This is a genomic window from Lentzea cavernae, from assembly GCF_014653695.1.
Classification (GTDB): Bacteria; Actinomycetota; Actinomycetes; order Mycobacteriales; family Pseudonocardiaceae; genus Lentzea; species Lentzea cavernae.
In genome coordinates, this window is sequence record NZ_BNAR01000022.1 from 82,888 (window position 1) to 103,309 (window position 20,422).

A 20,422-nucleotide genomic window follows, 5' to 3' on the forward strand; every position below is an offset into this window, starting at 1 on the left:
ACAACTTCCGTCAAGCCAATCCATCCGATGTTCATCTTCGCAGTGATCGGGGTCACCACCGAGCAGTGAGCACCCCGAGCGCACCAAGAGCAACGGCCGCGGCTGTAGATGCACGAAGAACAGTTGGGCCCAATCGGACGATCCGCGCACCCGAAGATCGCAACGCGTCGAGCTCCTCGGGCGTGATCCCGCCCTCCGGACCCACCACGAGCAGCACATCTCCATCAGCGGGCAATGCGACGTCGGCCAGCCGTTCGACAGCGCTCTCGTGCAACACGAGGGTGAGCGCCGACGACGACACGCGATGAGAGAGCTGAGCCGTGCTCACGGGTTCGTCGACCACCGGCACCCGCGAACGGCGCGCCTGCTTCGCGGCCTCGCGCACCGTGGAACGCCAGCGCCCCAACGCTTTCGCGCCGCGCGGCCCGTCCTCCCACTTGGTGATGCACCGGGCGGCGCGCCACGGCACCACACCGTCCACACCGGCCTCGGTGGCGAGTTCGACCGCGAGCTCGCCCCGGTCGCCCTTCACCAACGCCTGGGCGAGCACAACTCGTGGCGCCGGTTCGGGCTCGACCCAGCGCTCGACCACGCGCAACGACAGGGCGTCGCGCTCCACCGCCACCACGGAGCAGCGCACCTGGGCACCGGAACCGTCGGACAGCACGAGTTCCTCGCCCACGCGCAACCGCTTCACGGTGGCGGCGTGGCGGCCTTCCGGCCCGTCCAGCACGAACTCCTCGCCGGAGGGCAGCGCCTCGACGAGGAAGACGGGCAGGGTCACCGGTTGCCGCGCGAGGCGCGCAGGCGGGAGAACAGCCCGCCGCCGCCCTTGCCGTTGTGGGACAGGGACGGCTCGTTCTCGCCGCGCATCTCGGCCAGGTCGCGCAGCAACGCCGACTGGGCGGCGTCGAGCTTGGTCGGCACGACGACCTCGAGGTGCACGTGCAGGTCGCCACGGCCGTCGACGCGGCCGGTGGACCGCAGCTTCGGCATGCCGCGGCCGGTCATGACCAGCTGCGTGCCGGGCTGCGTGCCGGGGTCGATCTGCAGCTCCTCCTCGCCGTCCAGGGTCTTCAACGGCAACGTGGCGCCCAGGGCGGCCGTCGTCATCGGGATTTGGACGATGCAGTGCAGGTCGGCGCCGTCGCGTTCGAAGATCTCGTGCGGGTGCTCCTCGACCTCGACGTAGAGGTCGCCGGCCGGGCCGCCGCCGGGGCCGACCTCGCCCTGGCCCGCGAGGCGCACGCGCATGCCCTCGGCGACACCGGCGGGGATGTTCACGGAGATCGTGCGGCGCGACCGCGTGCGGCCGTCACCGGCGCACTGCTGGCACGGGTCGGGGATGACCTCGCCGTAACCGCGGCACACCGGGCACGGACGGGACGTCACGACCTGGCCGAGGAACGAGCGCTGCACCGACTGGACCTCGCCGCGGCCGTGGCAGGTGTCGCACTGGACCGGCTTGGAGTTGTTCTGGGTGCCCGCGCCGTGGCAGCGGTCGCACAGGATCGCCGTGTCGACGGTCAGCTCGCGAGTGGCGCCCGCAGCGCACTCCTCCAGCGTCATGTCGAGCCGGATCAGCGCGTCGGAACCCGGCTGCACGCGACTGCGCGGACCACGGCCGCCACCAGTCGAGGCGCCGAAGAAGGCGTCCATGATGTCGCCGAGGCCGAAGCCCTGGAACGGGTCACCACCGGCGCGGCCACCGCCGCCCGAGTCGAGCGGGTCGCCACCCAGGTCGACGACGCGGCGCTTCTCGGGGTTCGACAACACCTCGTAGGCGGCCGTCACCTCCTTGAAGCGGGCCTCCTCGTTGGGATTGACGTCCGGGTGCAGCTGCCTGGCGAGCTTGCGGTAGGCGCGCTTGATCTCATCCTGTGTCGCGTCCTGCGAGACACCGAGGATGCCGTAGTAATCCCTGGCCACCTTGTTCGCTTTCATGTTCATCTCAAGTGCAAGAAGTTTCTGATCAACGACCGGTCAGGATCTCACCGACGTAGTTGGCAACCGCGCGCACGGCCGCCATAGTCCCGGGGTAGTCCATGCGCGTCGGTCCGACGACGCCCAGACCCCCGAGCGGGTTGTCACGGCTGCCGTAGCCGATGGACACCACGGAGGTGCTGCGCATCTCGGCGGCCTCGTTCTCCTCGCCGATGCGCACCAGCACACGACCGGGGTCGCGCGAGGCGGCGAGCAGCTTGAGCACGACGACCTGTTCCTCCAACGCCTCCAGCACCTGTCGCAGCGAGCCGGGGAAGTCGGTGATGTTGCGCGTGAGGTTCGCGGTACCGCCGAGCACCAGCCGTTCCTCGGGGTGCTCCACCAGCGTCTCGATGAGCACAGTAGCGACTCGCAGCATCGGGTCGCGCAGGTTCGACGGAACCTCGTCGGGCAGTTCGGCGACCTTGGCCGACGCCTCGGCCAGCCGCTGCCCCGCCATCGCCTGGTTCAGCACACCGCGCAACTGGGCCGTGTGCTCCTCGCTGATGACGTCCCCGAGCTCCACGATCCGCTGGTCCACCCGGCCCGTGTCCGTGATCAGCACCAGCATCAGCCGCGACGGCGTGATCGGCAGCACCTCCAGGTGACGCACGGCCGCGCGCGACAACGTCGGCACCTGGATCACCGCCACCTGCCGCGTGAGCTGCGCGAGCAACCGGACACTGCGGCGCATCACGTCGTCGAGGTCGAGCGCCCCGTCGAGGAAGCTGCGGATCGCCCGCTTCTCGGCCTGCGACAGCGGCTTGATCTCGCTCAGCTTGTCCACGAAGAGCCGGTAGCCCTTGTCCGTGGGCACGCGCCCGGCACTGGTGTGCGGCTGGGCGATGTACCCGTCGTCCTCCAGCGCGGCCATGTCGTTGCGCACGGTCGCGCTCGAGACGCCCAGGTTGTGCCGCTCGACCAGGGCTTTGGACCCGACGGGCTCCTGGTTGGACACGTAGTCGGCGACGATGGCGCGCAGCACCTCGAACCGACGCTCATCGGCGTTCACCGCTGTCTCACCTCCGTGTCCGCTGCTCCCGAGTTTACCCAGCCGATTTGGCGCCCGGTGCCCGCTCTGGAGTCGTGCTCCATCGGGGCTCAGTTCCCCCACGGGCCAGAGTCCTAGCGGCGCGCTGCTCGATCCGCATTCGGGAGGAAGGCGCACCTCCGTCTGCCGGACTAGGTGGAAGGTTGCCTGGTGTCCGGCGCTTCGCCGATCGCCGTCATCGCCTCGACGCACAGGCGACCGTACGAGGTGACCGTCCACGCCGACCCGAACGCCATGCCAGAACTGTCGCCGTCCCCGGTGGTGATGAGTCCAGTGGTCGACAGGCGGGCGACGATCGCGTCGATGACCTCTTCGCTGCCAGGGACAGCTTCGATCAGCACATTTCTGAGCGGCTTGTCATCCACACGCCGCTTATGCCACCCCCATGTGCTTTGCGGTCCGTTTTGCATCGTCCCGAGAACCCTGGCGTCGATCGGATCCAAGTCCGCCAGTGTCGACACCACACGACTGAAGATCGCCTTCTTCTCCATGTCGGTCGCAAGAAGTCCTCGAACGAAGGCGTGCGACAGCGACCGGATCCACTCTTCGTCCGGGCTGGCAGCTGCAGCGCGCAAGAAGTCCGCCGTCATGTTGAGCGACTCCTCGTCGGACAGGTAGGCCTCGGTCAGCCGGGACTCACTCCAACCGGTCTGCTCGACAACGAACCCATTCGCCCGCTCGACGCGGTCGAGCCAGCGCTGCGAGATGAGACGCAGACGAGCCAGCCCTTCTTCCGTAGCTGCCGGCGTCGCTGCGGCGAGAACAGCCGCCAGTTCGGGATTTTTCAACACTGCTGCAGCGATGAGCCCGGCTCCGGCGCCCACGACGCCACCGGATGCGCGCAACGGCGCGCCGTGCCCTCCAGCCTTCGAACTGTCCTCGTTCATGAGGTCATGATCCGGCGTCTGGTCCGGTCACAACCGGATCCACCAGGGCTCCGTTTTTGTCGGTGGTGCTCGCTAGGGTCCAAACGTGGGCAACGTGGTGTGGCTGCGGCCACCGGAGGAGGAAGGTCCCGAACCGGGGAGAGCGTGCCTGGTCCACAGCGACGACGAGTGGTGGGAAGGCACCGTCGTCTGGGAAGGAGCTCGTCGCGAGGACGGGTTGTGGTGGGGCACGGCGACCTACCGCAAGAACGGCGAGACCGTCACCGAGGTGCACAGCCAGCACGACCTGCGCGCCCGCTGAAGTCAGGGCAGCAGCCGCCGGACGACGGCGTCGGCCAGCAGGCGGCCTCGGTCGGTCAGCACGCAGCGGTCGTCGTACGGCTCCAGCAGCCCGTCGGCGATCGCCTGCTTGGCCGCTTCACGACCGTCGGGGTCCAGCACGTCCACGGGCAGGCCCTCGGACAGGCGCAGTTCCAGCAGCACGCGCTCGACGCGCTGGTCTTCAGCCGACAGCACCTCACGGCCGGCGGCGGGCGACGCACCGGAGGCCAGCAGGGACGAGTAGCGGGCCGGGTGCTTCACGTTCCAGAAGCGCACGCCGCCGACGTGGCTGTGCGCACCGGGGCCGAAGCCCCACCAGTCCGCGCCCTTCCAGTACAGGACGTTGTGCCGGCACTGGGCAGCCTCGGACGTGGCCCAGTTCGACACCTCGTACCAGGAGAAACCGGCGCCGGACAGAACCGAGTCGACCATCTCGTACGACGAGGCCAGCACGTCGTCGTCGGGCATCGGCAGGTCGCCGCGGCGGATGCGGCGGGCCAGGCCGGTGCCGTCCTCCACGATCAACGCGTAGGCGGACACGTGGTCGACGCCCGCGGCCAGCACGGCGTCGAGCGACGCGGCCAGGTCCGAGGGCCGCTCGCCCGGCGTGCCATAGATCAGGTCGAGGTTCACGTGCTCGAATCCGGCCGCACGGGCCTCCAAAGCGGCTTCGCCCGGACGGCCGGGCGTGTGTTTGCGGTCCAGCACGGCCAGAACGTGGCGTGCGGCCGACTGCATGCCCAACGACACGCGCGTGTAGCCGGACGCACGGATGCCCTCGAAGAAGGAAACAGAGGTCGACTCGGGGTTCGACTCCGTCGTCACCTCGGCGCCGGGAGCGAGGCCGAACGACTGGCGCACGGCGTCCAGCACGTCCGAAAGACCGGAGGCGCCGAGCAAGGAGGGCGTTCCGCCGCCGACGAACACGGTTTCGGCCGCAGGTGCGGTGCCGAGGACGGAGGCGGCGAGGTCCAGTTCGCGGCGCAGGCCCTCGAGCCACGACTCGGGTGACGCGGAGGTCCCCAGCTCGCCGGGGGTGTAGGTGTTGAAGTCGCAGTAGCCGCAGCGGGTCGCGCAGAACGGCACGTGCACGTAGATGCCGAAGGGGCGCGAACCGACGCCGGCGAGGGCGGAAGGGGGAAGCGAACCGTCGGCGGGCGCGGGCTCGCCTTCGGGCAGAGCGGAGGGCATGCCGACAAGTGTCCCCTACGGCCCGAATGGTGGTGCACAGCCAGCGGATGTATCTGTCGGTGACAGAGATATCACGGAGTGAAACCAGCCTAGGATGTCAACTCGGCCTCGTCAATCCCAGCATTCGGTTGGCGGTGGACCACGCACTGGACGGCATGCACACTGAGGTCATGCATTCGACTGGAGTCCGCCTCGTGGCCCGCCGCCACGTCGACTTCCGTCGTGTCTCCAGCGCGATGTGCCGTCGTTCGGCATGACCGCGCGCTGATTTGTTCCCGTCAGCGCCCGGCGCGCTGACGACGCCCCCACCACGAGCACCTCCGGGCTTCTTCACGCGCACCGAGCGCCTCGAAACCCCGGAGGATGGCGATGGCCACGCCGCAGACGTCACCGCGTGCCAAGCAGCGTCGCGGCGAGGGTCAGTGGGCACTCGGATACCGAGAGCCGCTGAACCCCAACGAGCGGAGCAAGAAGGACGACAACCCGCTCAACGTCCGCGCCCGCATCGAGAACATCTACGCCCACGGCGGTTTCGACTCGATCGACCCGGCCGATCTTCGCGGACGGTTCCGCTGGTACGGCCTCTACACCCAGCGCAAGCCCGGCATCGACGGCGGCCGCACGGCCACGCTGGAGCCGGAGGAGCTGGACGACGAGTTCTTCATGATGCGCGTCCGCAGTGACGGCGGTGCGCTCACCACGCAGCAGTTGAGGGTCCTCGGCGAGATCTCGCAGACCTACGCGCGGGACACGGCGGACATCACCGACCGCCAGAACATCCAGTACCACTGGATCCGGGTCGAGGACGTTCCCACGATCTGGCAGAAGCTCGAAGCCGTGGACCTGACGACGATGGAGGCGTGTGGCGACAGCCCGCGCGTCATCCTCGGGTCGCCGGTCGCGGGCATCTCGGTGGACGAGGTGATCAACGGGCAGCCGGCGATCGACACGATCCTCGAGCGCTACATCGGCGACCCGCGCTTCTCCAACCTGCCGCGCAAGTTCAAGACCGCCATCTCCGGCCTGCAGGACGTCGCGCACGAGATCCACGACATCGCGTTCGTCGGCGTGAACCACCCCGAGCACGGGCCCGGCTTCGACCTCTGGGTCGGCGGCGGTCTGTCCACGAACCCCATGCTGGGCAAGCGCTTGGGCGCGTGGGTGCCGCTCGACGAGGTGCCGGACGTGTGGGAGGCGGTCATCTCCGTCTTCCGCGACTACGGCTACCGCCGCCTGCGCCACCGCGCGCGCATCAAGTTCCTCGTCGCCGACTGGGGCCCGGAGAAGTTCCGCCAGGTCGTCGAGGACGAGTACCTCAAGCGCAAGATGATCGACGGTCCCGCGCCGGAGACCCTGGACCAGCAGCTCGACCACATCGGCGTGCACAAGCAGAAGGACGGCCTGTTCTACGTCGGCGCCGCGCCCGTCGCGGGACGCGTGTCGGGCTCGATCCTCGTCGAGGTCGCGAAGTACGCCGAACGGGCGGGCTCCGGCCGCGTCCGCTTCACGCCGCAGCAGAAGATCATCGTGCTGGACGTGCCCGAGGCCGAGATCCCCCAGCTCAAGAGCGATCTCGCGAAGCTCGGCCTGCAGGTCGACCCGTCGCCGTGGCGGCGGGGAATCATGGCCTGCACCGGCATCGAGTTCTGCAAGCTCGCGATCGTCGAGACCAAGGCCCGCGCGCTCGACCTCGTCACGCAGCTCGAAGCGAACCTGAAGGACGTCGTCGACGGCGTCACGGCGCCGATCACCGTGCACATCAACGGCTGCCCCAACTCCTGCGCCCGCATCCAGACCGCGGACATCGGGCTCAAGGGCCAGATCGTCACGGACGAGCAGGGCAACCAGGTCGAGGGCTTCCAGGTCCACCTCGGCGGTGGCCTCGGCCTCGACGCCGGGTTCGGCAGGAAGCTGCGCGGCCACAAGGTGACCGCGAAGGAGCTGTCCGCGTACGTCGAACGGGTCGTGCGGAACTTCGTCGCACAGCGGGAAACCGACGAGCGGTTCGCCCAGTGGGTCGCCCGCGCGGAAGAGGGGTCGCTGCGATGACCGAGCGCGCGACGCCGTTCTACTGCCCCTACTGCGGCGACGAGGACCTCCGGCCGCAGGAGGAACCCAGCTACGCGTGGCTGTGCACCGGGTGCCGCCGCGTCTTCAAGGTCTCGTTCGTCGGGCTCAACCTGCCGCAGGAGGTGAAGAAGTGAGCGATCTCAAGGAGGACCTCAAGATCGTCGCCGAAGCCGCTGAGCTGGAGCTGAAGGACGCGGGCCCCGAAGAGGCGCTGGAGTGGGTCGCGCGGACGTTCGGCGACAGCTACATCGTCGCCTCCAACATGCAGGACGCCGTGCTGATCGACCTCGCCGCCAAGGTGAAGCCGAACTTCGACGTGCTGTTCCTGGAGACGGGCTACCACTTCCCGGAGACCATCGGCGTGCGCGACGCCGTCGCTGTCGTCTACCCGGAGGTGCGCATCGTCAACGCGGCCGCCGAGCAGTCGGTCGAGGACCAGGAACGCGAGTTCGGCCTGCTGTACCAGTCGGATCCGGCCACCTGCTGCAACCTGCGGAAGGTGATCCCGCTGCGCCGTGAGCTCGCGAAGTACGACGCGTGGGTCACCGGTGTGCGCCGCGTGGACGCCCCGACCAGGGCGAACACGCCGATCGTGCAGTGGGACGACCGCAACGGCCTGGTGAAGATCAACCCGATCGCTCCGTGGAGCGATGACGAGTTCAACGCCTACATCAGCGAGAAGGGCATCCTCGAGAACCTGTTGGTGCAGGAGGGATATCCCTCCATCGGCTGCCTGCCGTGCACCGCGAAGCCGTTGCCGGGGCAGGACGCCCGCAGCGGCCGGTGGGCCGGTCAGTCCAAGACGGAATGTGGGTTGCACGGATGACACTCGCGCTCGACACCCTCGGCCGCCTCGAATCGGAGGCGATCCACATCTTCCGCGAGGTCGCGGGCGAGTTCGACCGGCCGGTGATCCTCTTCTCCGGCGGCAAGGACTCGACGCTGCTGCTGCACCTCGCGATCAAGGCGTTCTACCCGGCGCCGGTGCCGTTCCCGCTGCTGCACGTCGACACCGGGCACAACTTCGACGAGGTCATCGAGTTCCGCGACCGCGTCGTCGCGCAGCACGGTCTGCGCCTGGAGGTCGCGAAGGTCCAGGACTGGATCGACGACGGCCGCCTCGAAGAACGTCCGGACGGCACGCGCAACCCGTTGCAGACGGTGCCGCTGCTCGACTCGATCAACGAGCACAAGTACGACGCGGTGTTCGGCGGCGGACGCCGGGACGAGGAACGCGCCCGCGCCAAGGAGCGGATCTTCAGCCTGCGCACGGCCTTCGGCCAGTGGGACCCGAAGCGCCAGCGCCCGGAGCTGTGGAACCTCTACAACGGCCGGCACCGCGCCGGTGAGCACGTCCGCGTGTTCCCGCTGTCGAACTGGACCGAGCTCGACGTCTGGAACTACATCGAACGCGAGGGCATCGAGCTCCCGGACATCTACTACTCGCACCAGCGCGACGTGTTCCTGCGCGACGGCATGTGGCTCGCCGAAGGCCCCTGGGGCACGGCGCGCGACGGCGAAACGTTGCTGCGCAAGACGGTTCGCTACCGCACGGTCGGCGACGGCTCCTGCACGGGCGCCGTCGAGTCCGACGCGTCCGACATCCACGCGGTGATCGCCGAGGTCTCCGCGTCACGACTGACCGAGCGCGGCGCCACGCGGGCCGACGACCGGTTGTCCGAGGCCGCCATGGAAGACCGCAAGCGGGAGGGCTACTTCTAAATGAGCGACCTTTTGAGGCTGGCCACCGCAGGCAGCGTGGACGACGGCAAGTCCACGCTCGTCGGCAGGTTGCTCTACGACACCAAGTCCGTGCTCGCGGACACGCTCGACGCCGTGCACCGCGCGAGCGCCGACCGCGGTCTCGCGACCCCGGACCTGTCGTTGCTGGTCGACGGCCTGCGTTCGGAACGCGAGCAGGGCATCACGATCGACGTCGCGTACCGGTACTTCGCGACACCCAAGCGAAGCTTCGTCCTCGCGGACACCCCAGGGCACGTGCAGTACACCCGCAACACCGTCACGGGAGCCTCCACCGCGCAGCTCGCGGTCCTGCTGGTCGACGCGCGCAAAGGCGTCATCGAGCAGACCCGGCGCCACGCGGCGGTTCTCGCGCTGCTCGGTGTGCCGCGGCTCGTGCTGGCGGTCAACAAGATCGACCTCGTGGACTACGACGAGGTGACGTTCTCCCGCATCGCCAAGGAGTTCACGGCGCACGCCACGGCCCTGGGCTACACCGAGGACTCGGTCGTCGAGATCCCGGTGTCTGCGCTGGCCGGGGACAACGTCGTGGAGAAGTCCGCGAACACGCCCTGGTACTCCGGCCCGACCCTGCTGGAGCACCTCGAGAACGTGCCGGTCGAGCCCGACCCACACGACGCCCCGTTCCGCTTCCCCGTGCAGTACGTGATCCGCCCGCGCACGGCCGAGCACCTCGACTACCGGGGTTACGCCGGTCTGGTCGCGGCCGGCACGGTCAAGCCGGGCGACGAGGTCGTCGTGCTGCCGTCGGGACGTCGCTCGACGGTCACCAAGATCGACACAGCAGATGGCGAACTGGCCGAAGCGGCGGCCGGCCAGTCCGTCACGCTGCTGCTGGCCGACGACATCGACATCTCCCGGGGCGACCTGATCTCGGTGACGGGCAACGAACCCACCGTCACCGACGAGCTGGACGCCACCCTCTGCTGGCTCGCGGAGAAGCCTCTGCGCGCCGGCGCCCGAGTCCTCGTCAAGCACGGCACGCGCACCGTGCAGGCGATGGTCACCGAGCTGCGCGACCGCTTCGACGAGCAGAACCTGTCCAGTGTGGACAGCCCTGCCTCGTTGGAGCTGAACGAGATCGGCCGAGTGGCTCTGCGTCTCGCAGAGCCCGTACCGCTGGACGACTACAGCTTCAGCCGGCGCACCGGGTCCTTCCTGGTGATCGACGTGAGTGATGGTTCCACTCTCGCCGCCGGTCTGGTCGGGGCTCCGCTGCCGTTGCTCGAGAACGGCGTGGAGAGCTGTACCGGGGGTAGCGCGGCTACCCCTGACAACCATGCCCTCGTCTCCCCCGGTCCCTGAAAGGCCACACTTCCGTGAACCTCAAGCCCGCCCTTGCCGTCGCCCTCATCGCACTGACAGCCCTCTCCGGTTGCAGTCGCGCCGGAACGAGTGACACCCCCGCCGCCGAGTCCAAGGGCGCCGCGGCCGAGGTCCGCCTCGGGTACTTCCCGAACATCACCCACGCCGCCGCGCTGATCGGCGTCGAAAAGGGCCTGTACGCGAAGGAACTCGGCAACACCAAGCTGACGACGCAGACGTTCAACGCGGGCCCCGACGAGGTCAACGCCCTGCTGGGCGAGTCCCTCGACATCGCCTACATCGGCTCCGGCCCGGCGATCAACGCCTACTCGAAGTCCAAGGGCGAGGCCGTGAGGCTCATCGCCGGCGCCACCTCGGGCGGCGCGCAGCTCGTCGTCAAGCCGGAGATCAACTCGATCGAGGACCTCAAGGGCAAGGTCGTCGCCACGCCGCAGCTCGCGAACACGCAGGACGTGTCGCTGAAGAAGTACCTGGCGGAGAAGAACCTCACCGGCCAGGTCACCGTGCAGAACGTGGAGAACGCCGCGTCGCTCGACCTGTTCAAGAAGGGCGACATCCAGGCCGCGTGGGCGCCGCAGCCGTGGTCGGCGCGCATCGTCAACGAGGGCGGCGGCAAGGTGCTGCTGGACGAGAAGACGCTGTGGGAGGGCGGGGCGTTCCCGACCACCGTGGTCATCGTGCGCACGAAGTTCCTGCAGGAGCACCCGGAGACGGTCGAGGCCGTGCTGAAGGGCCACGTCGCCGCGATCGACTGGGCGAAGGCGAACTCCGACGAGGCCAAGCAGGCCGCCAACGCCGCGCTGGAGAAGCTCACCTCCAAGAAGCTCGGCGACAAGATCCTCGACGCCGCGTGGGACAACATCGAGCTCACCACCGACGCGCAGGCCAAGCACTTCCCGCAGCTCGCGAAGGACGCCGTGACCGCCGGTGTGGCCAAGGAGGCCGCCGACGTCGCCGGGTACGCCGACTTCGCGTTGCTGAACAAGGTCCTGCAGGCGCAGGGCAAGCCGCAGGTCCAAGCCGCGGGCCTGGACAAGAAGTAGCACTTCTGACGCGAGGGAAGGCACACCATGACCGCCACGCTCGAAACCGCTCTTCTGTCCACTGCGGACACCGCTGTCGAACTGACCGCCGTCCGCAAGGTCTTCGGCCACGGCAGCTCGGCCGTGGTGGCGCTCGACGGGGTCGACCTCAAGGTCAAGCCCGGCGAGTTCGTGTGTCTTCTCGGCGCGTCCGGCTGCGGCAAGAGCACGCTGCTCAACATCGTCGCGGGGCTCGACGCCGCGACGTCGGGCTCGTTGCAGCTCAACACCTCCCGCCCGGCCGTGATGTTCCAGGAGCCGGCTCTCATGCCGTGGCTCACCGCCGCGCGCAACGTCGAACTGGCGCTGCGCTTCGCGGGCGTCGGCCGCCTGGCGCGCAAGCGCCGCGCACTCGAACTGCTCGAACTGGTGCGGCTGGGCGACGTCGCGGACAAGCGTCCGCACGAGCTCTCCGGCGGTATGCGTCAGCGCGTGGCCCTGGCCCGCGCGCTGGCCTCCACCACCGTCTCCGCGGACGGCGCTCCCGCCCTGCTGCTGATGGACGAGCCGTTCGCGGCCCTCGACGCCATCACGCGGGACGTGCTGCAGAGCGAACTGCTGCGCGTGTGGGAGACCACGAACACCGCCATCATCTTCGTGACGCACGACGTGCGCGAGGCCGTCCGCCTCGGCCAGCGCGTCGTGCTGCTGTCCTCACGTCCCGGCCGCGTCGTGCGGGAGTGGGACGTGAAGGACTCCTCGGACCAGGTCCTCGACGAGATCAACACCCATCTGCGAGAGGTCATCAGTGGCCACGCCTCCTGACACGCTCGACAAGGTCGGCGCCGGCCTCGACGCGCTCGACGTGCCCGTGGAGGCACATCGGCCGCCGTTGTGGCGTCGCTTCCTGAAGACGGGCGTGCCACCCCTCATCGCCTTCGCGCTGCTCCTGGGCGTGTGGCAGGCGCTGTGGGCTTCGGCGATCCTGCCCGAGTTCCAGCTGCCGGCACCGGCCAACGTGTGGAACGAGCTGGTGCGCAGCATCAGCACGGGCGAGGCGTTCGGCATCCTGTGGACCTCGCTGCACCGCGCGGTGCTCGGCTTCCTCGCGGCGGTCGTGATCGCGACACCGCTGGGGTTGCTGATCGCCAAGGTGCGGGTGGTGCGCGCGGCGATCGGCTCCTTGCTGACCGGCCTGCAGTCACTCCCGTCCGTGGCCTGGGTCCCGGCCGCGATCCTGTGGTTCGGCGTGACCCCGTCCACGATCTACTTCGTGGTGCTGATGGGTTCCGTCCCGTCCATCGCGAACGGCCTGGTGGCGGGCATCGACCAGATCCCACCGCTGCTCCCCCGCGTGGGACGTGCGCTGGGCGCCGGCCGCTTCGCCTCGGCCCGCCACATCCTGCTGCCCGCCGCCCTGCCCGGTTACCTGGCAGGCCTCAAGCAGGGCTGGGCGTTCTCGTGGCGGTCGCTGATGGCCGCGGAGATCATCGCGACCTCACCGCAGCTCGGCGTCGGCCTCGGCCAGTACCTGCACAACGGCTCGTCGCTCAACGACATCAACATGGTGATCGCGGCGATCTTCCTGATCCTGTTGGTGGGCATCGGGATCGAGCTGCTGCTGTTCCGTCCCCTGGAGCGCGCCGTGCTGCGGGCTCGCGGCTTAACGGGAGCGTTGTGATCCCCCTCGTCGCCGTCGCGCACGGCAGCCGCGATCCCCGTTCGGCCGCGTCGATCCATTCGTTGCTGGACGTCGTGCGGTCGTTGCGGCCCGAGATGGACGTGCGGGGGTGCTTCCTCGACCTGTGCGCGCCCCGGTTGAGCGACGTGCTGCGCGGGCCTTCCGTGGTCGTGCCCTTGTTGCTGGGCAAGGCCTATCACGCTCGTGTCGACGTCCCCGCGGCTGTCGCCGAGTCGCGGGTGCCCGCCGTGGTGACCGATGTGCTGGGACCGGATCCCAGGCTCGAGTCCGCTGCTCTGCGACGGCTCTCCGAGGCCGGGGTCTCCTTCGGCGACAGGTCTTTGGGTGTGGTGCTGGCCGGTGCCGGGTCGTCGCACGCGCCGGCCAACGAGGCCGTGAGCCGGGTGGCTCGGCGGTGGGCCCGCGAGTCGGGCTGGGCCGGGGTGGAGGCGGCGTTCGCGTCGATCGCTTCTCCTTCCGTGCCTGAGGCGATCGACCGGTTGCGGATGAAGGGCGCCACGAAGATCGCTGTGGCGTCGTGGTTCCTGGCGCCGGGGTTGTTGCCGGACAAGGTCGCGTCGCTGGCCGGGGATGCCGTGGTGGCGCGGCCGTTGGGGGACGACGTGGAGGTCGCGCAGCTCGTGCTCGACCGGTACGACGAAGCCCTGGCACGGCAGACGATCGCGGCTTAGCTTCTGCCGCAACAATTCCTTGGGTTGTGCTCAAGCACCCGAACGAGGATTGTCGGTGTCACCTGCGATCCTGTTTGGATGCATATGTTCGTCGACGAGTCGGAGCGGGGCGGCTACCTCATGGCAGCCGTCCTGATCGCACCGAACGCGCTCCACTCCACCCGCTCGATGATGCGCGGCTTCTTGCTCCCAGGCAGCCGACGCGTGCACTTCAAGACCGAGAAACCCGCCCGCCGCAGGCTGATCGCGGACAGGCTCGCCTGTTGTGACCTGGTGGTGAACCTCTACTCCGGGCGAGGCAACAGCGAGCGCGTCCGGTCGAAGCTCCTGCCGCTGCTGGTCGAGGACGCCATCGGGATCGGTGTCACCCGGCTGGTGCTCGACTCACGGGATCCGGTGGCCAACGGCCGGGACCGGCTCGTGATCGGTACCCGGACCAAGGCTCACGACGCCGCGCTGGTGTACGAGCACATCCAGTCGTCCTCCGAACCCGCGTTGTGGGTCAGTGATGCGATCGCCTGGTGCCACGGCGCCGGCGGCGACTGGAAGCGACGGATCGCTCCCATCACGGGGACCGTCGTCGACCTGGGTCAGCTCTAGAAAAGCGCGAAGCCCAGGCAGCGACCGTCCGGACGCGCACCTGGGCTCACTTCCTCCGCCTAGCGGCGAAGGCTATGCGTCCACTGTAGCACATTTGAGCCCAACCGCTTCTCGATGCCAGGGCTTGAGGTGCACCGCTCGTGAACTCAGCCGAATCCCCTCGGCCGCAGCCCTTGGCGTGGTACCAACTCCCCCAACGACACCGGGGGGCGGCGTGCAAGACGATCCACACCAGTTCAGCGACAGCGTTCGCGACGGCATCTTCGACAGCACTGCCGACGACATCCAAGACCTGGACCACGGCGGCGGCCACCACGCCTACCCGCCCTATCCGCTCTCCCAAAGCAACTCCGGCCACCGCGGTCGCCACGACACATCCGGGGCACCGTCGTGGGTGAAGGTGCTCCTCTGGACGGGCGGCCTCCTGGCGATAGCGGGCATGGGGATCATCATCCTCGGCGCGCTGGGCTCGTTCGACGCACCCGACCCGTCGAGCACGCGCCTGACGCCCGCGTTCCCGGACTCCGGCCTGCCACCCGGTTTCCCGGCCGACGCGCTCCCGCCCGAACTCCAGGACCAGGCCTTCCCGGCCTCGGCGGAGCAGCGGTCGTCGGGCGGAGGTCTGGGCCTGGGCCTCGGGCTCTTCTTCGCGGGCTTCTTGCTGTCGGCGATCGGCGCGCTGGGACACAGCACCTCGGCCCGGCGCTGAGACCCGTCACTTCCGGCCGCCGCCACAAGATCGAAGACACAGCGCCGTTCGGGCGATGTGAACTGTGAACTGTTGACGTGAAACCTACTCATGAGTAGTCAGGTGACTACGCCGCGTGCTGGAAATGCCCCTCGTCCACTCATCGGGGAGAGGTCATGAAGCTAGCCGGAATCGGGTCCCTGCTACTGGTACCGATGCTGATGTTCGCCACCAACGCGTCAGCAGCCGCTCCGCAGACCATCACCTACAAGCTCCGGGCGAGCGCCGTCGGGCAGACGACGGACTTCACGCTCGACCAGGGCGTCGACGCGTCGGCGCCGGCGAGTGTCGCGCCCGGCGGCACCCTGGCGGTCACCATCGACCCCGCGCCCAACACCATCCCGTCCGAGGCCGGCGGTCGTCAGGTCCGGGAGATCAAGGGGCTCGCGCTCAGGTTGCCGGTGCCCGCGAACTCGTCGTTCAAGTCCGCGAGCCTCGCCGGTGGCGCCGGGCTCGGTGGCACGCCGACGATCGCCTTGCAGGGCACCGACGTCGTGCTGAACGTGCCCGGCCCGATCAAGGGCGGGGCGAACTTCGAGCTGCCGACCGTCACGATCAACCTGACGGCCGGCGCGTCCGGGACGATCGCCGCGAAGCTGGGCGGCACCAGCTACGACGCCCCGGGCCTCACCTTCACCGCCGTCGTCTCGGTCATCGGGTTCCCGGTCAACGCCGCCGCGAAGGGCTACCCGGACCCCAACCCCGTGCTGACGACGACCACGATCGGCTGATCCTGGTGCCCCACCCCCTGCCGGGCATCAGGAAGTAGCCGCGACCAGTGCGGTCATCGTGGCGAGCGTCGTGCGCAGGTCTTCCACGGAGACCTGCGCACTGACGCGGTTGGCCCACTCGTGCTGCGCGTCCCGCAACCGTTCCACGGCCGCGTACCCCTCGGCGGTCGGCCGCAGGAGCTTCGCGCGGGCGTGCGCCGGGTTCGGCAGGTACTCCGCCAAACCCTTGTCCACCAACAGGTCCGCGATCCGCTGCACGGACTGGCGAGCCAGGCCCATCTCGCGCGCCACGCCCGACACCGACAACGGCTCGCGCAGCACGGCGCCGAGCACCTGCCACCACGCCGCGGTCAGGCCGACCGGCTTCGTCATCACCTCGGCCGCGTCGAGGAACGCCCCGTACAACCGGAAGGTCCTCATCACCACGTCGGTGAGCACGTCACCCGACTCACTCCTGGACACTGGCCACCAGCTTCCCGAACGCCTCGGCGGAGTCCTCGCGGTTGAACTCGTACCAGGCCTGCAAAGTGGTGGGGGAGAACGTCTCCAGCTCCGCCAGCACCTCACGTGCGAACTCCAGCGCCGAAGCACCACCTGCCGTGATCACGCCATCGGCGCGCACCACGCGTTCGTCGCGGTAGAACTCCGCGCCGCCGTAAGAACCGAGCTCCCCCACGAAGTTCGACGTGTGCGGCACGTCGTCCAGCAGCCCCTCGGCCGCCAGCCCGATCGTCGCGCCGCAGATCGCCGCGATCGGCTTGCCCGCCTCGCGGAACCGCCGCGCGAGCTTCCCGAACGGCGCCAGCGCACCGGTCTCCCAGCCGTCGCCACCCGGCAGGACGAGCATCGCCGCGTCGTCCAGGGACACGTCCGCCAGAGCGACGTCCGGCAGCATCCGCACACCCCCGATGGTGCGGATCGGTTCCAGGGTCAACCCGACGGTCCGGATCCGGTACCGCCCCGGCTGCCGCTGGAACTGCTGCAGGCTCACCTGCGCGGCCACGTGCCCGTACTCCCAGTCCGCGAGCTGGTCGGCCAGAGCGAGGTACACCGTCTGTGTCATGACAGTAGACTGTCATGTTTGACAGCACGCTGTCAACGTGAACGAGCGTTAAGGTCAGCGACATGGCAGATGAGCTGGTCCACTACGAGGTGCGGCGTGGCATCGCGACGATCACGCTGGACTCCCCCCACAACCGCAACGCGCTGTCCTCGCAGCTGCGCCGGGAGCTTCGAGAGCACCTGAGCACCGCGGCGAAGGACGACGGCGTGCGCGTGGTCGTGCTGACCCACACGGGCCCCGTGTTCTGTTCCGGCATGGACCTCAAGGAGGCCGCCGGCGCGAGCGCGGGAGACCAGGGCGTCAACGAGTTCCCCGCGATCCTCGAACAGCTCTGGACCAGCCCGAAGCCGGTTGTCGCCGCGCTCAACGGACCGGCGCGCGCGGGTGGCGTCGGCATCGTCGCGGCGTGCGACATCTCGATCGCGGACGTCAAGGCGACGTTCGCGTTCAGCGAGGTCCGCATCGGCGTCGTGCCGGCCGTCATCTCGGTGACGGTGCTGCCGCGCCTGCTCCCCCGCCAGGCCCACGAGCTGTTCCTCACCGGCGAGACGTTCGACGCGCAGCGAGCCAAGGAGATCGGCCTGCTCAACGCCGCCACGGACGACGTCGAAGGCGAGGTCCGCCGCTACACGGACATGCTCGCGCTCGGCGCGCCCGGCGCCCTGGCCGCCACCAAGCAGATGCTGCAGCAGGAGCGGTCCACGAACCTCGGGAAGGTCTTCGCGGACATGCTCGAGCTGTCGGCCCGGCACTTCGGCGGACCGGAGGGCCAGGAGGGCATCACAGCGTTCAGAGAGAAGCGCAAGGCGTCCTGGGTGCCCGCGGAGGACTAGAACCAGCCGGTGCACTCGATGCGGCCCTGCGAGGACCCGCAGGCGCGCATGAGCTTGCCGTCGTTCTTGAACGCGTCAGTGAACTTCACGGTGCCCGAGTCGATCCTGGTGTGACCGAGGAAGCCCTCGTGCCCGGTGGCCGAGGGCTCCCTGCGGTCGGTCCAGATCTCCTCGCCGGGCGTGCCGTGCGAGATGCGGCCCCACGCGCACTTGGACTTGTTCGACGCGCGCAGTTCGACCACGCGGCCGTTCAGCATGGTGACGGGGTTGTCGCCGTCGAGCGTCTCGAACGGCGTGAAAGGCCCCTCCTGCGAACAGTCGGGGTCACCGGCGAACGACACCGCTGGACACAGCACCAGGACGACTGCGACGACGCCGAGCACACAGCTCAGGCGGCGGAATTGCGTTCCCATGGAACGGCACTGTCCACTCCGGACGTCACAACCGCAGCCCGTGTCACCGTTCCGTGCGAATCACGCGCACTTTCCGGTCACCTGATTCGGCGGTCTGCTTCGCCGCGTCACGCAGCACCTCGAGCACTGACGAGTCCAGGTCCAGGGGCACGACCAGCACGTATTCACCGGCGGGCAGCCACGAGAGATCGGTCAGGCTGTCGTACAGGGCGTCGAGGTTCTGCCCGAACCACTCCGGGAAGTCGAGCGCGGCGGCAATGGCCGAAACAGCCGCGGACTTCTCCGAAACGAGAATGTGCCGTTTCATTTCTTCACGTCCACCACGACGAACGACGAATAGTGGTCGCCGGTGTAGAAGACTTCCTTCTCCGACCCGGTGACGATCCGCCGCGCTCCCCGGTCCTGGCTTCCGGGCGTCGGCACCGTGTACTCCTTGTAGTACCCGGAGTCCTTGGCGGGCAGCCGCTTCTCCCGGTTCTGGAACGTCACGCCGTCGTTGCGCGGGTACGGGAACGGCCCGTTCGCCTCGATCAGCTTCCACGTCTTCGCGGCCTCGGCCGGCAGCTTCGACAGCGCTTGGACGTCCATGCCGGACTTCGCACCGGGCACGGCCTGCCCGGACGCGGACGGCGAGGTGCTCACGGGCGGCGTCTCCGGACTCGACGCGGTGTCCTTGACGAACCACCCGACGACGACCAGCGCGATGAGCCCGACCAGTGCGACGGTCAGGCGGCGACCAGGGCTCACGCGGAAACCTTCTCGGGCTCGGGCTCCGTCTCGGGCGAGCCGAGGGACGCGGGGTTGTTCGCTCCCCAGTCAGCGACCCGGTCGATCAGCCGCGCCACGCCCAGGCACAAGGGCAACACCACGATCATCACGACGGGGAACTGCACGGCGACGGGCAGCTGCACGACCCACAGCTCGACCCCGTCCCACCACTGCACCAGCCACTCCACACCCCCGAGCGTAGTCGCGTGACCCGTGTCACGGCATTTGGCCACGATCCAGGTGGGTATGTTGCGAACCATGTTCGCCGTTTACGCAGCAGAACCCAGTCCTGAGAACCCGCTGGCCTCGCTCCGCGTCGGCGAGCGCCCCGACCCCGAGGTTCCCGCCGGGTGGGTGCGCGTCGCGGTCAAGGCGGCCAGCCTCAACATGCACGACCTGTGGACGTTGCGCGGGGTCGGCATCAAGCCCGAGCAGTTCCCGATGATCCTGGGCTGCGACGGCGCCGGCGTGCTCGACGACGGCACCGAGGTGGTGCTGCACTCCGTCATCGGCGACCCGGGCTGGGGCGGTGAGGAGACGCTCGACCCGAAGCGCACGCTGCTCACGGAGAAGCACCAGGGCACGTTCGCCGACTACGTGGTGGTGCCGTCCCGCAACGCGCTGCCGAAGCCCGCCGACCTGTCGTTCGCCGAGGCGGCGTGCATGGGCACCGCGTGGCTGACGGCGTACCGGATGCTGTTCGTGAAGTCCGGCCTGCGCCCCGGCCAGACGATGCTCGTGCAGGGCGCGTCGGGCGGTGTGTCGACGGCGCTGATCCAGCTCGGCCGCGCGGCCGGGTTCCGCGTGTGGGTCACGGGCCGCAGCGAGGAGAAGCGCGCACTCGCCCAGAGCCTCGGCGCGCACGACACGTTCGAGTCCGGCGCCCGCCTGCCCGAACGGGTCGACGCGGTGTTCGAGACCGTCGGCAAGGCCACCTGGTCGCACTCGATGAAGGCCCTGAAGCCCGGCGGCATCGTCGTCATCTCCGGCGCGACGTCCGGCGACGCGAGCGCGGCCGAACTCCAGCGGCTCTTCTTCCTCCAGCTGCGCGTGGTCGGCTCGACCATGGGCACCCGCGAGGAGCTGGGCGACCTGCTGCGGTTCTGCGCGCTCAACGGCCTCAAGCCGCAGATCGGCGCCGAGCTGAAGTTCGAGGACGCCGAGCAGGGCCTCCGGGCGATGCTGGACGGCGACACGGCGGGCAAGATCGTCTTCTCCCGCCCGTAAATCGGTACAAAACGCCCTGCTGGTCAGCGGGTGCGCGCGAACCGCGTGACAGTG

General features: G+C 69.0%; 26 protein-coding genes. 15 read left to right on the forward strand and 11 right to left on the reverse strand.

What is annotated here, in order from left to right; translation table 11 throughout:
• Positions 1-52 precede the first annotated feature (52 nt).
• From IE307_RS41460 to IE307_RS41475, 4 genes are all read right to left on the reverse strand, one after another.
• A complete protein-coding gene (locus tag IE307_RS41460) occupies positions 53-784 on the reverse strand; it encodes a 16S rRNA (uracil(1498)-N(3))-methyltransferase (RefSeq protein WP_191304969.1) in 732 nt (243 codons plus the stop codon).
• Positions 781-1,929, reverse strand: coding sequence for a molecular chaperone DnaJ (gene dnaJ, locus IE307_RS41465; protein ID WP_191305018.1), 1,149 nt, complete (start codon positions 1,927-1,929; stop codon positions 781-783). Before dnaJ ends, IE307_RS41460 begins: the two co-directional genes overlap by 4 nt.
• Before the next feature lie 43 nt (positions 1,930-1,972).
• On the reverse strand, positions 1,973-2,995 hold the full coding sequence (gene hrcA / locus IE307_RS41470) for a heat-inducible transcriptional repressor HrcA (protein ID WP_191304970.1): 1,023 nt from the start codon (positions 2,993-2,995) through the stop codon (positions 1,973-1,975).
• 170 nt (positions 2,996-3,165) lie between these two features.
• Complete coding sequence (locus IE307_RS41475; protein WP_191304971.1) at positions 3,166-3,921, reverse strand: hypothetical protein; 756 nt, start codon at positions 3,919-3,921, stop codon at positions 3,166-3,168.
• An 85-nt stretch (positions 3,922-4,006) separates the two neighbouring features.
• On the opposite strand from IE307_RS41475, the gene IE307_RS41480 reads away from it, so the two are divergent.
• Positions 4,007-4,222 (forward strand): hypothetical protein, encoded by a 216-nt coding sequence (locus IE307_RS41480; RefSeq protein ID WP_191304972.1) that lies wholly within the window; start codon positions 4,007-4,009, stop codon positions 4,220-4,222.
• Between the two features lie 2 nt (positions 4,223-4,224).
• Here IE307_RS41480 and hemW read toward each other — a convergent pair whose 3' ends face one another.
• The gene (hemW, locus tag IE307_RS41485) at positions 4,225-5,433 is read right to left on the reverse strand and encodes a radical SAM family heme chaperone HemW (protein WP_191304973.1); all 1,209 of its coding nucleotides are present in this window, start codon (positions 5,431-5,433) and stop codon (positions 4,225-4,227) included.
• Between the two features lie 369 nt (positions 5,434-5,802).
• Between hemW and IE307_RS41490 the strand changes: the two genes are divergently transcribed.
• The 12 genes from IE307_RS41490 to IE307_RS41545 all read left to right on the forward strand — a co-directional run bounded on the left by IE307_RS41490 (position 5,803) and on the right by IE307_RS41545 (position 16,064).
• Complete coding sequence (locus tag IE307_RS41490; protein ID WP_229905566.1) at positions 5,803-7,482, forward strand: nitrite/sulfite reductase; 1,680 nt, start codon at positions 5,803-5,805, stop codon at positions 7,480-7,482.
• Positions 7,479-7,637, forward strand: a complete 159-nt coding sequence (locus IE307_RS41495; protein ID WP_090006108.1) for an Insertion element protein — start codon at positions 7,479-7,481, stop codon at positions 7,635-7,637. The genes IE307_RS41490 and IE307_RS41495 overlap by 4 nt, the downstream gene beginning before the upstream one ends.
• The gene (locus IE307_RS41500; protein WP_191304975.1) at positions 7,634-8,329 is read left to right on the forward strand and encodes a phosphoadenylyl-sulfate reductase; all 696 of its coding nucleotides are present in this window, start codon (positions 7,634-7,636) and stop codon (positions 8,327-8,329) included. The genes IE307_RS41495 and IE307_RS41500 overlap by 4 nt, the downstream gene beginning before the upstream one ends.
• Positions 8,326-9,225 (forward strand): sulfate adenylyltransferase subunit CysD, encoded by a 900-nt coding sequence (gene cysD / locus IE307_RS41505; RefSeq protein WP_191304976.1) that lies wholly within the window; start codon positions 8,326-8,328, stop codon positions 9,223-9,225. Before IE307_RS41500 ends, cysD begins: the two co-directional genes overlap by 4 nt.
• Positions 9,226-10,569 carry a sulfate adenylyltransferase subunit 1 gene (locus IE307_RS41510; RefSeq protein WP_191304977.1) on the forward strand — a complete coding sequence of 448 codons (1,344 nt, stop codon included), beginning with the start codon at positions 9,226-9,228 and terminating at the stop codon, positions 10,567-10,569.
• Positions 10,570-10,583: 14 nt separating this feature from the next.
• Complete coding sequence (locus tag IE307_RS41515) at positions 10,584-11,633, forward strand: ABC transporter substrate-binding protein (protein WP_191304978.1); 1,050 nt, start codon at positions 10,584-10,586, stop codon at positions 11,631-11,633.
• 27 nt (positions 11,634-11,660) lie between these two features.
• On the forward strand, positions 11,661-12,437 hold the full coding sequence (locus IE307_RS41520; protein WP_191304979.1) for an ABC transporter ATP-binding protein: 777 nt from the start codon (positions 11,661-11,663) through the stop codon (positions 12,435-12,437).
• A complete protein-coding gene (locus IE307_RS41525) occupies positions 12,421-13,293 on the forward strand; it encodes an ABC transporter permease (RefSeq protein WP_191304980.1) in 873 nt (290 codons plus the stop codon). Before IE307_RS41520 ends, IE307_RS41525 begins: the two co-directional genes overlap by 17 nt.
• Positions 13,290-13,985, forward strand: a complete 696-nt coding sequence (locus IE307_RS41530) for a sirohydrochlorin chelatase (protein ID WP_191304981.1) — start codon at positions 13,290-13,292, stop codon at positions 13,983-13,985. Before IE307_RS41525 ends, IE307_RS41530 begins: the two co-directional genes overlap by 4 nt.
• A 78-nt stretch (positions 13,986-14,063) precedes the next feature.
• Entirely contained in the window at positions 14,064-14,585 is a 522-nt protein-coding gene (locus IE307_RS41535) for a hypothetical protein (protein ID WP_191304982.1), read from the forward strand.
• A gap of 214 nt (positions 14,586-14,799) precedes the next feature.
• Positions 14,800-15,294, forward strand: a complete 495-nt coding sequence (locus IE307_RS41540) for a hypothetical protein (protein WP_191304983.1) — start codon at positions 14,800-14,802, stop codon at positions 15,292-15,294.
• A gap of 155 nt (positions 15,295-15,449) precedes the next feature.
• Positions 15,450-16,064, forward strand: a complete 615-nt coding sequence (locus tag IE307_RS41545; protein WP_191304984.1) for a cyclase — start codon at positions 15,450-15,452, stop codon at positions 16,062-16,064.
• Positions 16,065-16,091: 27 nt separating this feature from the next.
• Here the strand turns inward: IE307_RS41545 and IE307_RS41550 are convergent, their stop codons facing one another.
• Both IE307_RS41550 and IE307_RS41555 read right to left on the reverse strand, forming a co-directional pair.
• The gene (locus tag IE307_RS41550; RefSeq protein ID WP_229905567.1) at positions 16,092-16,526 is read right to left on the reverse strand and encodes a MarR family winged helix-turn-helix transcriptional regulator; all 435 of its coding nucleotides are present in this window, start codon (positions 16,524-16,526) and stop codon (positions 16,092-16,094) included.
• On the reverse strand, positions 16,513-17,127 hold the full coding sequence (locus IE307_RS41555) for a DJ-1/PfpI family protein (protein ID WP_191304985.1): 615 nt from the start codon (positions 17,125-17,127) through the stop codon (positions 16,513-16,515). Before IE307_RS41555 ends, IE307_RS41550 begins: the two co-directional genes overlap by 14 nt.
• A gap of 62 nt (positions 17,128-17,189) precedes the next feature.
• Between IE307_RS41555 and IE307_RS41560 the strand changes: the two genes are divergently transcribed.
• The gene (locus tag IE307_RS41560) at positions 17,190-17,960 is read left to right on the forward strand and encodes an enoyl-CoA hydratase family protein (RefSeq protein ID WP_191304986.1); all 771 of its coding nucleotides are present in this window, start codon (positions 17,190-17,192) and stop codon (positions 17,958-17,960) included.
• Here the strand turns inward: IE307_RS41560 and IE307_RS41565 are convergent.
• Genes IE307_RS41565 through IE307_RS41580 form a run of 4 tightly spaced genes read right to left on the reverse strand, consistent with a single transcriptional unit; the run spans position 17,957 to position 19,329 of the window.
• Entirely contained in the window at positions 17,957-18,373 is a 417-nt protein-coding gene (locus tag IE307_RS41565; protein ID WP_191304987.1) for a hypothetical protein, read from the reverse strand. The genes IE307_RS41560 and IE307_RS41565 overlap by 4 nt on opposite strands.
• A gap of 43 nt (positions 18,374-18,416) precedes the next feature.
• Positions 18,417-18,680, reverse strand: coding sequence for a barstar family protein (locus tag IE307_RS41570; protein WP_191304988.1), 264 nt, complete (start codon positions 18,678-18,680; stop codon positions 18,417-18,419).
• Positions 18,677-19,120 carry a guanyl-specific ribonuclease gene (locus tag IE307_RS41575; protein ID WP_191304989.1) on the reverse strand — a complete coding sequence of 148 codons (444 nt, stop codon included), beginning with the start codon at positions 19,118-19,120 and terminating at the stop codon, positions 18,677-18,679. Before IE307_RS41575 ends, IE307_RS41570 begins: the two co-directional genes overlap by 4 nt.
• Positions 19,117-19,329: a hypothetical protein gene (locus tag IE307_RS41580; protein ID WP_191304990.1), complete on the reverse strand. Its 213-nt coding sequence runs from the start codon at positions 19,327-19,329 to the stop codon at positions 19,117-19,119. Before IE307_RS41580 ends, IE307_RS41575 begins: the two co-directional genes overlap by 4 nt.
• A gap of 70 nt (positions 19,330-19,399) precedes the next feature.
• Between IE307_RS41580 and IE307_RS41585 the strand changes: the two genes are divergently transcribed.
• Positions 19,400-20,368 (forward strand): zinc-binding dehydrogenase, encoded by a 969-nt coding sequence (locus IE307_RS41585; protein ID WP_191304991.1) that lies wholly within the window; start codon positions 19,400-19,402, stop codon positions 20,366-20,368.
• Positions 20,369-20,422 lie beyond the last annotated feature (54 nt).

Excerpts from the sequence above, each read along its gene's own strand:
- hemW (WP_191304973.1), bottom strand. The coding sequence starts at position 5,433 with ATGCCCTCCGCTCTGCCCGAAGGCGAGCCCGCGCCCGCCGACGGTTCG.
- IE307_RS41490 (WP_229905566.1), top strand. The coding sequence starts at position 5,803 with ATGGCCACGCCGCAGACGTCACCGCGTGCCAAGCAGCGTCGCGGCGAG.
- IE307_RS41565 (WP_191304987.1), bottom strand. The coding sequence starts at position 18,373 with ATGGGAACGCAATTCCGCCGCCTGAGCTGTGTGCTCGGCGTCGTCGCA.
- IE307_RS41510 (WP_191304977.1), top strand. The coding sequence starts at position 9,226 with ATGAGCGACCTTTTGAGGCTGGCCACCGCAGGCAGCGTGGACGACGGC.
- IE307_RS41495 (WP_090006108.1), top strand. The coding sequence starts at position 7,479 with ATGACCGAGCGCGCGACGCCGTTCTACTGCCCCTACTGCGGCGACGAG.
- IE307_RS41555 (WP_191304985.1), bottom strand. The coding sequence starts at position 17,127 with ATGACACAGACGGTGTACCTCGCTCTGGCCGACCAGCTCGCGGACTGG.
- IE307_RS41545 (WP_191304984.1), top strand. The coding sequence starts at position 15,450 with ATGAAGCTAGCCGGAATCGGGTCCCTGCTACTGGTACCGATGCTGATG.
- IE307_RS41475 (WP_191304971.1), bottom strand. The coding sequence starts at position 3,921 with ATGAACGAGGACAGTTCGAAGGCTGGAGGGCACGGCGCGCCGTTGCGC.
- cysD (WP_191304976.1), top strand. The coding sequence starts at position 8,326 with ATGACACTCGCGCTCGACACCCTCGGCCGCCTCGAATCGGAGGCGATC.
- IE307_RS41560 (WP_191304986.1), top strand. The coding sequence starts at position 17,190 with ATGGCAGATGAGCTGGTCCACTACGAGGTGCGGCGTGGCATCGCGACG.
- IE307_RS41535 (WP_191304982.1), top strand. The coding sequence starts at position 14,064 with ATGCATATGTTCGTCGACGAGTCGGAGCGGGGCGGCTACCTCATGGCA.
- IE307_RS41585 (WP_191304991.1), top strand. The coding sequence starts at position 19,400 with ATGTTCGCCGTTTACGCAGCAGAACCCAGTCCTGAGAACCCGCTGGCC.
- IE307_RS41520 (WP_191304979.1), top strand. The coding sequence starts at position 11,661 with ATGACCGCCACGCTCGAAACCGCTCTTCTGTCCACTGCGGACACCGCT.
- IE307_RS41570 (WP_191304988.1), bottom strand. The coding sequence starts at position 18,680 with ATGAAACGGCACATTCTCGTTTCGGAGAAGTCCGCGGCTGTTTCGGCC.